The organism is Bacillus cereus group sp. BfR-BA-01311 (assembly GCF_022664295.1).
In the GTDB taxonomy this organism is placed as follows: domain Bacteria; phylum Bacillota; class Bacilli; order Bacillales; family Bacillaceae_G; genus Bacillus_A; species Bacillus_A cereus.
In genome coordinates this window covers 157,232-168,547 of record NZ_JAKUHC010000010.1, presented here as the reverse complement: position 1 = coordinate 168,547, position 11,316 = coordinate 157,232, and the positions used below count along the sequence as shown (strand labels likewise).

Here is an 11,316-nt window from a genome sequence, read left to right as displayed (position 1 = left end):
ATACAGAAAGGTTCCAAGAAAAACTTCACGGCCTTTCCCCGATAGAATATCGGGAAAAGGCCGTGGCATAATACTCTTTTTATTACTGTCTACTTGACAGGGAGATGACCAACTTTGGTCCTCTTTAATCTTTCCGAAACAATCCGAATACCCCAACTGTTTGCAGTATATTTGTAAATGCACCTGGGTCCACTTGTTTAATAATCCTCTCTAATTCGTATAACTCATAACGGGTAATAACCATCATTAACATTTCTTTATTTTCATTTGTATAAGCACCTGTTGCTGGTATCGTTGTAATCCCTCTTACTAATCGCGAGTGAATCGCCTTTCTTACGTCTGCCCCATTCTTCGTAACAATTAATGCTGTAATCTTTACATGACGAGTATGAATTGCATCAATAATTCTCGTTGATACATATAAAGTCACTAGCGTATATAACGCTTTTTCCCATCCATATACATAGCCAGCAGCGATAATGATAATTGCATTAAAAAAGAAAAAGTATGTACCGACAGGCTTATCTTTTATTTTTGATAAAATCATGGCGATAATATCTAATCCACCTGTAGAAGCACCCCACTTTAAAGCAATCCCTACTCCAATTGCCGAAATAATCCCGCCAAAAATCGCATTTAATATGATATCATTCGAAACCGCTCTAACAGGGATGATTTCTAGAAACAAAGTCATAAATATAACACAAAGAAAACTAAAAAAGGTGAAGGCCTTTCCAACCTTTTTCCACGCTAAAATAACGACAGGAATATTAAATAAGCTAAACAATACTCCCGTAGATATGTGAATCGATAAAAAATCACCTAATATTTGTGATAATAATTGAGACAATCCAGCAAAGCCGCTCGCATACACTTTTGCTGGCGTTAAAAATAAATTCATCCCAATCGCGTTTAATAAACCTGCGATGATTACAACGATTAACTTCTTTATAAGTTCAGTATAATTCAACTTCAAATCCATTTCGAATCCACCTTTACCCTTCATAAATGCACCGCTATACATAGTCTTTACGAAAAAGGAAATGATAAACGTACAACGTTTAGAAATGGAGTTGATACATATGCCACATACGAGTGATAATGACAAAAAAGCACGTGATAATAACGCAAAACGCACACAAAAAAATGAGCAAGAGCAAAAAAATATTCAGCAAGGTAAACGTGCATACTCTAAAAAGACCGATCACCTTTGATTCCATCGTACATCAACAATTATGTTGATGTACTTTTTTACATTTTAAAGGAAAAAACATTAAAAATTCACTTCATGTTCACTTCTATATTCTACAATAGCGATAACATATTCGGATGAGGTGTTGGCATGAGAGGGAAACATATTTTCATTATTACTGCACTAATAAGTATATTGATGCTATCTGCTTGCGGACAAAAGAATGGCTCAGCTACAGTCGCTACAGCAACAGACTCCACCATTACAAAGGATAACTTCGAAAAACAATTGAAAGATCGTTACGGAAAAGACATGCTATACGAAATGATGGCACAAGACGTCATCACAAAAAAATATAAAGTACCTGATGAAGAGGTAAATAAAGAAGTAGAAAAAGTAAAAAAACAATATGGAGATCAATTCAAAAAAGTATTAGAAAATTATGGTTTAAAAGATGAAGAGGATTTCAAAAATCAAATTAAGTTCAAACTTGCTATGAATGAAGCGATTAAGAAAAGCATTACAGAAAAAGACGTAAAAGACCACTATAAGCCAGAAATTAAAGCGAGTCACATTTTAGTAAGTGACGAAAATGAAGCGAAAGAAATAAAGAGTAAACTAGATGCTGGTGCTTCATTTGAAGAATTAGCAAAACAAGAATCACAAGATCTGCTATCAAAAGATAAAGGTGGAGACCTTGGATACTTCAATTCAGGTACAATGGCTCCTGAATTCGAAACCGCTGCCTACAAACTAAATGTTGGACAAATTAGCAATCCCGTAAAATCATCAAACGGTTATCACGTTATTAAATTAACTGATAAAAAAGCTTTAAAGCCTTATGATGAAGTGAAAGACTCTATTCGCAAAAACTTAGAGGAAGAACGTACTGCTGATCCTGTATTCAGCAAAAAATTGTTACAAGAGGAATTAAAAAAGGCAAATATTAAAATAAATGATAGTGATTTGAAAGATACGTTTACTCTTACGCGTGAGCAGGAGAATTAAAAGGAAGCACGACCTTATTTAAAAATAAGATCGTGCTTTTTAATCTTCCATCACTATTTCTAATTTTTTCTTTATTTTATAATGCTAATGAAAAAATGAATTATTTAAAATAAAAAATGCATCCCGAAACATTAACGATTTATTTCCAAACTTGACAAACTGGATTCCTTTGTTAAATATATGTCCTTTACAAATAGTACAGATTTATTTACATTCCCTTATTTTTCATTTCATCCTTTTAATCTAGTAAAATTATAACGCTTATTTAATATATCATTAATTATTTCTTGATCTTTTGTTACTAAAATTGTACAAAATTCATTACAAGTTATTAAGACAGTTTCCTCATCATTTTTTAATAATATACCTGTTCCACATTCGGAAGTATAGAGTACTTTCTTTGAAGATAAATCTGTATATTTTTCTTCTTCCACTAATAGTTCACACTGAACATTTCCCCTTATCCTCAAAAACTTTTCGAAAACTAGTATATTTTTAGGATTTCCATCGGTTATATTGGGAACATTTCTTTCCACTATTACCTGAAGGTGCTCTACTTCATCTTCAAATTTCATCTCTGACCTAGCAACAGAAACATTTAAATATAAATTATCTTTTAGTTGAATGGCTATTTCTGAACTGATTATAGTATTATCATCTTTTTGCATTATAGGTGTTAAACTTAATATCTTGATCTCCGCTTCTTTCATTAAAGCATCTATAGCTTTTGGATGAACTTGCACCGGAACTATATAATGTGGCATTCCTATCAATCTTCTTCACTCCTAATTAAAATTTCAGTATTATATACTTAAAAATGAATATCTTCGTATATTCTTTTTCTTTTAATATCTAAATTAACTTTCCACGTGCCATCTTTACGTTTTACCATTCTAATTTGAATTCGATTGTCTTTAGTATGTCTTCTAACTGAATTTCCTTTTCTATGATTTATCACCTTTTGCCCTTTTGTATAATGTCTAAAAATACTTTTTGCAACAGCTTTTCCACCTGGCAAATCCGTATTAATTCTTGATTTATGCGCTCTTGCATTTTTTCCTAATAACTTTGTAAAATAAACCGGTTTTGTAATTGTTTTTGTTAGTTTTAATTTTCCTCCGCCAATTGCGCCTATAGCTGCAGCTTTTGCTACCCCTTTCCAACCCTTTCCTGATTTATAAGCTTTATAGCCATCATAAGCTGCAAAACCAGCATTTACTGCAAACCACACCCAATGCCCATCTGGATCCACCATCATCACTGGATTATTATCACCATACGTATACCCATTCTGCGTCACAGGATCATCTTCATCACCCGGATCAGGATCCACCGATAAAAACACACCATGCTCCGGATTATAGTATCTCGCAATCAAGTAATACATGCCAATTTCTTTATCATACATCTATCCTGCATATCCAAACGGATTGTCTGCTGCGATTCCTTTTGCTTCGCTCTTTAAGACGTTACCCCATGCGTCATATTCATAGCTTGCGACTATTTGTCCATCTTTGTCGGTCATTGCTAGGCGGACACCGTCTTTGTTGTAAACGTACTGACGAAGGACTTTTCCGTTTCCTTCTGTTTCGTATAACGGGTTACTTGTCCGTTTACGTTCTTTTCACCTTTGCTCATTAAGGCAACAAGTTGATTTATCTCGTCCTATATAAGTAAGTAAGGACATAAAGTTATGTCCCTACTTACTATCATCGTACTTCCAATCATTGATTCCGCTGAGTGCCTTTTTCTCAATTTAAACATTAAGGGTGTTCTCTCGTTTCTTTATATTCATCAATAATATATCCCGAATAGGTAGTAGCTTGCCTTTCATATCCAATTTTAGTTAAATTAATATCATTAATCCATTGGAAATAATGGGTCAGCTCATGAGCAATAGTAACCAGATAATATCCTAATGCATCATCTTTTCCATTTTTTTTAACATTTCATAATAATCACCTGTTGAAATACGAATATATGGCTCATCATTTCGATTAAATGGCTCAAAGAAAGTTCCATAGACTAGCTCTCCATCCATCGCTTTAATTTTACATGCGGATTTCATATATATCGGTACTCTAATAGGGAAATAATACTCTTGTCGTAACCATTTACAAAATTCTTTAATTGCTCTTCTTACCTCAGGATCAACATCTTTATCAAACTTTAATCTTAATCCTGTACGGTGGCTCTTGTCTTCTAAATTATAATATTTCTGCCAATTTGTCAGTGTCCAAATATGCATATAATCATCCTAATTATTTTATATTTTTAATACTGTCAGCGTTGTAAAAATTCAAAACACAGTGTAAAAGCTATCACAATTTTATACATAAAATGAAACTTTAATCAGTGATGATCTTACTGCCCGGCAAATAGCAGGATAGGCAGTACAAACACTGCGATAAATCTCTTATATTCTTTTAGCCTTTTTAATGAATCACATAAGAAATACTACAATCAAAATCTCACTTAAAAAACTATATAATAATTAACCATATATTTTTAAAACTTTATAACATACCTCTTCTATAACTTTAGTTTCCATCCTGCCTACTTCTTTCACAATATCTACCTTATAGAGCGAATACATTATTAAAAATAAAAAGAACTATCCCTTCTCTTAAAAATTCAGAGAAAGAATAGTTCTTTTTTCATTTACTTTATTTCTTAAAGTACGTCCAGCCTTCTTCTTGGTAAACCTTTTCTTCTTTCATCAACTTACCAAGTGCGCGCTTAAATGCAGCTTTACTCATGTTAAAGCGTTCTTTAATATCTTCCGGATGGCTCTTATCCCAAAACGGCATTGCTCCGCCTCGTTCTTCCATATATGCATAAATTACTGCAGCATCGTCTTCCATTCCTTCTTCTTTACGAGGAAGAAGTGAAATGTTAATTGTACCGTCATCTTTTACGTCAATAATACGTCCTGTTACACGCTGACCGATGCGGACTTGTTCTTTTCTTTCTGTATGGTGTAAGAAAGCACGGAAATGCTCATCAGTTAGTACGAATGAACCGACTTGAAGCGAACGATATACACGTCCATTTACGTTTTTATTACGCATAGATGGCGTTGCATCTACGATAATTTCTTGCATATCACTGTCTCTTGCCGGAAGAGCAATTAAACGATCACGATTCGTTAATTTTAACGTACAATATAATTCGTCGCCTACTTCTGGCCATACTGGCATATAAATCGGGAACTCATCAGCTGGAATTAGTATATCTTTTGACACACCAATATCAACAAACACACCTAAACTCGGAATAACTTCTACAACCTTTACCCAGTTCCAGTCATAAGTTGTAATAATTGGTTCCTTCATTGTTGCTGAAATACGATTTTGGTGATCAAGGTATAAGAATACATCAATCGTATCGCCTTCTTCAATTTCTCCAGCTACTTCGTTTTTATGTAGGAAAATTTCTTCTTCTTCATTCCCAACCATATATCCGATTTCTGTTTCGCGTAAAACAGTTACCTGTTCAATCGATCCTATTTGCAAATACATATTTTTTAATTCCCTTCTATATATATAAAATTATCTTTTTTATCATTCCAAACAAAAGTTAATTATAACATGATTTTTCCTGTATTTGTCCAACTGCCCAAAATTCACTATAATAAAATGAGGTTACATGAATATAAGTACGAAAACACTTAAGTCTAGACTCGTTTTCAGCTATACTTTAGTATGTACAGTACATAACAAGATTAGAAATTTATTTGGAGGTGCTAACTATGGCAAAAGATAGTTCTTTTGACATCGTTTCGAAAGTAGAATTACCTGAAGTAACAAACGCAATTAATATCGCATTAAAAGAAATCCAAAACCGATATGACTTTAAAGGAAGTAAAAGTGATATTAAATTAGAAAAAGAAGTACTTGTTTTAACTTCTGATGACGAGTTTAAATTAGAGCAAGTAAAAGACGTTCTTATCTCTAAACTTGTAAAACGTAACGTTCCAATTAAGAACTTAGATTATGGAAAAGTTGAAGCTGCAACTGGCAACACTGTTCGCCAACGCGCAACACTTCAACAAGGTATCGATAAAGATAACGCGAAAAAAATTAACAACATCATTAAAGAAATGAAATTAAAAGTAAAAACACAAGTACAAGATGATCAAGTACGTGTTACAGCAAAAAGCCGTGATGACTTACAAGCAGTAATCGCAGCTGTTCGTAGCGCTGATTTACCAATCGACGTACAGTTCATTAACTACCGCTAAAAAGAAAACTCCTCTTAATTAGAGGAGTTTTCTTTTTTGTCTTGTAGAGACAATATTACGAGAACAAACTATAGAAAAAGGTATATGCGGTGAAAATTGCTAAGTGAACAGAGTCTAACCATACGCATACTTTACAAGTGAGCGCATGATTAAACTAGGCCTTATTGTAGAATTTGTTTTATACATGTATTTAGCAGACCTTATTGAAAATAAGAAAAAGACACCTCAAGACGTTTCCCCCTTCGATTTGAATTACTTTTCTTAGTAACTACACCCTAGACCAAAGTCATCTTAAAAATCGCTGTAACTCATAATTCCTCCCCCCGCCAAAACGTAACAATTTATGAGTATAAGAATATTTCCCAACCTTTAATGTAATGTAAAATTAATAAGGAACTTAAAAAATGTTAATTAAAAAAGAGTTAGAAGTGGTTTTTTGAAGAAATTAATATTATGGTTTTTATTAGCCACATTCTCCCTAAATACTGTAGGATGTTCTAATAATACGAATACACTAACGGATAAATCTAACTGTATCAACAAAGCTTGGTACAAAAAAAATATGTCATGTAATCATTTAAAAAACATTAAATAGTTAATGATAAAGATCTAAAGAAAAGACACCCCAAAGTACCTTCCTCCGACTTGAACCAATAATATTCGGATGGATTTAAAAAGAAGCATACATCTTTAATAAAGATGCAGGCTTCAAAATAAAAAAGTACGCTAAAGCGCTAAGTAAACTCTTATTCAAAAATTTATATTAAGCACTAATATTTTAGAAACAAGTTTATAAGTATAAAACCTACAGGGATTTCCCCTGTAGGTTTTATTATATTTCAAGTAATTCCCAAATGAATTATGAGTGGCTTTTTTCATTTTGGTTTTCAAAATATTTTTCTTTAACCATTTTTATCAGATTTTCTTTTTCTGTTAGTTCAAATATAAATAATGCTTTTTTCATGTTATTTGCAACATCTTCTTCATTAGGTTGTTTAAGTTTCAATAAATTCCAAGCTTTTCCATAGTATAATTCACCTAGTAAATATAAAGTATTTAGATTAATAGCTAGTTTAATACCCATATCATTGTATTTTACTGCCTCTTCATGTTGATTTGCATGACCTAAAATTTTTGCTAAATTAAAAATAATTTTCAATTTAATTTCTTTATCTCTAGGAAAATCTAACTTATTAAAATTAGTTAAACATCTTTTTAATATATTAATACTTTTTTCATATTCTTTATTTTCCGCATAAAATATAGCCATTGTTTGCATAATATCTATTTCTCTTTCTGATAAAAAATCAGAATTAGTTAAAGTCAGTTTTAATGCATTATTTAAAAAATCTAAAGCAGTTTTTATTGATTTATCCACCATAAATATAGCAATTGCTTCATGCCATATTAGAAATTGTTTATCTTCTTTTGTTTGAAAATTATTTAAGTTCTTCTCTTTTTTTACTATTTCATAAAGTTCTTTATATTGTTTTTGCTTTAAGCAATCTTTTATTACGCATTTTACATTTTCTATATATTTTAATTTTTTATTTTGAGTTAATGCAAATATATTATTTGGGTCAATACCAAGTCTTTCTGATAATTGATATAATAATATACTAGATGGATAAATCACACCTTTTTCTATTTTGCTAATTTGACTTTGTGAACATATTCCATGACATAATTCGGATTGTAATATATTTTTTTAATTCTAAGCTCTTTAATGGTAATACCCAAATCGTAAAACTCCATTTTCCCACCTACTATTTAGCACTGTATTAGTATAAGAGTATTCTCTAACTTTTAATGTAATGTAAAATTAATATAGTTGCAATTATTGATTGCTTCAAAGATTCTTCCCTATCGGTGCTAACACAAAAAACAGGTTAGGAAGAAAATCCTCTTCCTAACCTGGCCCTCCTCTCACTAGGGACGTTTTCATTCTCACATCGTTTCTCTTAAGAAATTTCATATCAACAGAATAACACTATTGCCCCGCCGAACAAACTTACAAATACAATAAGAAGACATGAACATAGAGCGAGTAATTTCTCATCTCATCTACGCTTCCTTTTAACTGCAATTAGAAACGCAATAAATAATACATTCACACCGATTATTAAGGAGATAAATAACCAATTCACACCTGTTTCTCCGTTAACTTTATACACATTTGATTCTTCACGTTTTAAAACGAGATAAAATTTTCCGTTTTCTTCTCTTATAATTTCATCCTGTAACAATCCTCTTAACTCTTGTTTTTCACCAATTGCACTTGCAGGTAAGGAGACTTTTTGTGTTTCTTTCGTATTATTAATTGCTACTAAAGTTACTTCATCTTTATATTTTCGTTTTAGTATGCTCATCCCGCTCTTATCATACAGAAGCTCAAACGTACCGCGTCGTAAAGACGGTCTCGCCTGCCTAAGTTCACCTAGTTTTGTTATGTGTTGCATAAACTTTTCGTCTGACTTAAAATCCATTAATCGTCTATTATCGGGTACACTTCCTCCATCTAATGCAATTTCAGTTCCGTAATAAAAATTCGGAATCCCAGGTGATGTTAACAAATAAGTAAGCGCCAACTTTAAACGTGATGGCGGATAATACATATTTTCTTTTGCAATACGTGCATATCTTTTTGTTTCTTGATCATCTAAAAACGTAACAAATTCCCCTTCTTTTTTACTCACATCGTATAACGATTTCACCGATACATCCGCTTTGGAAAACGATTCTACTATTTTTTCGTTGTATTCGCTATCCTCCTTTGTCATAATACGAAAATCTTTCTTTATCACTTGCATATCTTTTTGCGCGTTATCCCAAAAGAAACGCGGCTTTTTTTCACTATGTATAACATAACTTCCGTCTAAATCAACTTCTTTTATCCACCATTTCATTGCGTCAATTACCTGTTGTTCGTTTTCTCCAAGCGGAAATTGAAATACAACTTTCATTCCTTTTGCATGAGCTTCTTTTACAAGTTCTTTCACATCATTGTCTGTCCCGAAATGTTCATTTACCTTTTTAAAATTTCGCACGTCTAATCCATCGTACTTTCCACTTTCAAAAAGCGGCGAAAGCATAACGGTAGTAAAACCCATTTCTTTTATGTAATCCAACCTTTTTATAATTCCTCTTATATCTCCGCCTTGATACCCTTCTAAATTACCAACTTCTAATTGTTTGTCATTTTTCAGTTCTCCATTATTGAAGCGATCAATCATAATGGAGTATATAACTTCATCTTTCCACTCTCTTTTTTCGTCTGCAAAAGTATGTATTGGTACAAACAAAACAAAAGCTAAACAAAAACAAATGAATAGTTTCCTAGTCCGTATTTTTCCCACACGCATCCCCCAAGTTTTTAATTGTAAGAATATTATACCAATTATCCGAGAGAAACGCATATGTCGATTTCAATCCTCACAAAATAATCTATGTTACATTTTCTAACATCATGTATATATTTTTCTGAATTTTTAGTTGATTTTTAGTTGATTTTCGAATATGATATGAAACATAACAAAACGATGTTATTTTTTCTAACATTATAGGAGGAGAGCTCATGAATATGGGAGATACAGTTTTTATGTTTGTGACGACAGTAATGGTCATGTTGATGACACCAGGATTGGCACTTTTTTATGGAGGTATGGTTCGCAGCAAAAATGTACTCAGTACAACGATGCATAGTTATAGTGCAATGGCTATCGTTTCGATTCAATGGATTGTTATCGGTTATTCTTTATCATTCGGACCAGATTGGCACGGGCTTATCGGTACACTTGATTGGTTCGGTCTAAACGGAGTTACCTACGCACCAAATCCAGACTACTCATCTACTATTCCTCACAATTTATTCATGATGTTTCAACTCATGTTCGCCATTTTAACTCCAGCTTTAATTTCAGGTGCATTTGCTGAAAGAATGCGATTTTCTGCCTTTCTTATTTTTATCCTTCTATGGACAACGATTGTTTACAATCCTGTCGCTCATTGGGTATGGGGCGTCGGCGGGTGGCTAAGGGAACTTGGTGCACTAGACTTCGCTGGCGGAAACGTCGTTCACATCACTTCCGGAGTTGCTGGTCTTGTATTAGCTATTTTCCTTGGAAAACGAAAAAACATAAATGGTTCTTCTCCTCACCATTTGCCATTTACAATGTTAGGCGCAGGCTTATTATGGTTTGGCTGGTTCGGTTTTAACGTCGGAAGCGCATTATCTTTAAATGATGTAGCTTTAACTGCATTTATTAATACAAATATAGCTGCTGCTGCCTCAGCATTAACTTGGATGCTTTCAGAGTGGTTCTTCCAATCAAAACCGACTGCGATGGGAGCTGCTTGTGGCGCCGTTTCCGGTCTAGTCGCTATTACACCAGCTTGCGGGTTCGTTACACCTTTCTCAGCTCTTCTTATCGGAGCAATTGGCGGCGTATTATGCTTCGGAGCGGTCTTTTTCTTAAAAACAAAATTCGGATACGACGATACACTCGATGCATTCGGATGTCACGGCATCGGTGGAACTTGGGGCGGTATTGCGACAGGATTATTTGCAACTACTGCCGTAAACGGCGATGGCGCTAACGGATTATTTTACGGAAACGCCTCGCTGCTGTTGAAACAACTTGTAGCGATCGGCGCAACATATGCGTTCACAATTATAATGACGTATGCCATTATTAAAGCAATCAACTTCTTCCTCCCTGTCCGGGTAGATGAGCACGAGGAACATATGGGACTTGATATTTCGATGCATGGGGAGAAAGCTTATGAGTATACTGAGCGAGTGAACTAAAAAAGAGATGCAATCTATTAGTAATAGATTGCATCTCTTTTTTGCGCACCGGGCAACATACCCCAC

10 protein-coding genes and 2 pseudogenes are annotated in these 11,316 nt (G+C 33.4%); 5 read left to right on the top strand and 7 right to left on the bottom strand.

All coding sequences use genetic code 11. The features are described 5' to 3' along the window. The coding region (locus tag MR136_RS28635) for an IS3 family transposase (protein WP_325782447.1) at positions 1 to 71 on the top strand (71 nt) is incomplete at its 5' end. Positions 72 to 124: 53 nt separating this feature from the next. On the opposite strand, the gene MR136_RS21435 is transcribed toward MR136_RS28635, so the two are convergent. Continuing rightward, positions 125 to 982 (bottom strand): YitT family protein, encoded by an 858-nt coding sequence (locus MR136_RS21435; protein ID WP_000364431.1) that lies wholly within the window; start codon positions 980 to 982, stop codon positions 125 to 127. Positions 983 to 1,082: 100 nt separating this feature from the next. On the opposite strand from MR136_RS21435, the gene MR136_RS21430 reads away from it, so the two are divergent. Together MR136_RS21430 and prsA are read left to right on the top strand one after the other, a co-directional pair. Then, entirely contained in the window at positions 1,083 to 1,214 is a 132-nt protein-coding gene (locus MR136_RS21430; RefSeq protein WP_001120851.1) for a DUF3941 domain-containing protein, read from the top strand. Between the two features lie 128 nt (positions 1,215 to 1,342). Next, the gene (prsA, locus tag MR136_RS21425; protein WP_001214212.1) at positions 1,343 to 2,200 is read left to right on the top strand and encodes a peptidylprolyl isomerase PrsA; all 858 of its coding nucleotides are present in this window, start codon (positions 1,343 to 1,345) and stop codon (positions 2,198 to 2,200) included. 230 nt (positions 2,201 to 2,430) lie between these two features. On the opposite strand, the gene MR136_RS21420 is transcribed toward prsA, so the two are convergent. The 4 genes and pseudogenes from MR136_RS21420 to MR136_RS21405 all read right to left on the bottom strand — a co-directional run bounded on the left by MR136_RS21420 (position 2,431) and on the right by MR136_RS21405 (position 5,721). Then, positions 2,431 to 2,964 (bottom strand): hypothetical protein, encoded by a 534-nt coding sequence (locus tag MR136_RS21420; protein ID WP_002197523.1) that lies wholly within the window; start codon positions 2,962 to 2,964, stop codon positions 2,431 to 2,433. Between the two features lie 47 nt (positions 2,965 to 3,011). After that, positions 3,012 to 3,803, bottom strand: a pseudogene (locus MR136_RS21415) (RHS repeat domain-containing protein); the annotation flags it as partial. Between the two features lie 312 nt (positions 3,804 to 4,115). Continuing rightward, a complete protein-coding gene (locus MR136_RS21410) occupies positions 4,116 to 4,448 on the bottom strand; it encodes a hypothetical protein (protein WP_031312059.1) in 333 nt (110 codons plus the stop codon). A 418-nt stretch (positions 4,449 to 4,866) separates the two neighbouring features. Beyond that, positions 4,867 to 5,721 carry a CvfB family protein gene (locus MR136_RS21405; protein ID WP_000281262.1) on the bottom strand — a complete coding sequence of 285 codons (855 nt, stop codon included), beginning with the start codon at positions 5,719 to 5,721 and terminating at the stop codon, positions 4,867 to 4,869. Positions 5,722 to 5,951: 230 nt separating this feature from the next. Here MR136_RS21405 and MR136_RS21400 point away from each other — a divergent pair, with 230 nt between their 5' ends. Further along, complete coding sequence (locus MR136_RS21400) at positions 5,952 to 6,443, top strand: YajQ family cyclic di-GMP-binding protein (protein ID WP_001040149.1); 492 nt, start codon at positions 5,952 to 5,954, stop codon at positions 6,441 to 6,443. A gap of 859 nt (positions 6,444 to 7,302) precedes the next feature. On the opposite strand, the pseudogene MR136_RS21395 reads toward MR136_RS21400, so the two are convergent. Then, positions 7,303 to 8,198: pseudogene (locus MR136_RS21395) on the bottom strand (helix-turn-helix domain-containing protein). A gap of 305 nt (positions 8,199 to 8,503) precedes the next feature. Next, positions 8,504 to 9,859 carry an alpha-amylase family glycosyl hydrolase gene (locus MR136_RS21390; protein ID WP_061456920.1) on the bottom strand — a complete coding sequence of 452 codons (1,356 nt, stop codon included), beginning with the start codon at positions 9,857 to 9,859 and terminating at the stop codon, positions 8,504 to 8,506. Positions 9,860 to 10,017: 158 nt separating this feature from the next. Between MR136_RS21390 and MR136_RS21385 the strand changes: the two genes are divergently transcribed. After that, positions 10,018 to 11,250, top strand: coding sequence for an ammonium transporter (locus tag MR136_RS21385; RefSeq protein WP_001055855.1), 1,233 nt, complete (start codon positions 10,018 to 10,020; stop codon positions 11,248 to 11,250). The last annotated feature ends 66 nt before the right edge of the window (positions 11,251 to 11,316 follow it).

What these genes read in the sequence shown, in the direction of transcription:
- MR136_RS21390 (WP_061456920.1), bottom strand. Translation starts at nt 9,859, where the DNA reads ATGCGTTTCTCTCGGATAATTGGTATAATATTCTTACAATTAAAAACT.
- prsA (WP_001214212.1), top strand. Translation starts at nt 1,343, where the DNA reads ATGAGAGGGAAACATATTTTCATTATTACTGCACTAATAAGTATATTG.
- MR136_RS21400 (WP_001040149.1), top strand. Translation starts at nt 5,952, where the DNA reads ATGGCAAAAGATAGTTCTTTTGACATCGTTTCGAAAGTAGAATTACCT.
- MR136_RS21410 (WP_031312059.1), bottom strand. Translation starts at nt 4,448, where the DNA reads ATGCATATTTGGACACTGACAAATTGGCAGAAATATTATAATTTAGAA.
- MR136_RS21405 (WP_000281262.1), bottom strand. Translation starts at nt 5,721, where the DNA reads ATGTATTTGCAAATAGGATCGATTGAACAGGTAACTGTTTTACGCGAA.
- MR136_RS21435 (WP_000364431.1), bottom strand. Translation starts at nt 982, where the DNA reads ATGGATTTGAAGTTGAATTATACTGAACTTATAAAGAAGTTAATCGTT.
- MR136_RS21385 (WP_001055855.1), top strand. Translation starts at nt 10,018, where the DNA reads ATGAATATGGGAGATACAGTTTTTATGTTTGTGACGACAGTAATGGTC.
- MR136_RS21430 (WP_001120851.1), top strand. Translation starts at nt 1,083, where the DNA reads ATGCCACATACGAGTGATAATGACAAAAAAGCACGTGATAATAACGCA.
- MR136_RS21420 (WP_002197523.1), bottom strand. Translation starts at nt 2,964, where the DNA reads ATGCCACATTATATAGTTCCGGTGCAAGTTCATCCAAAAGCTATAGAT.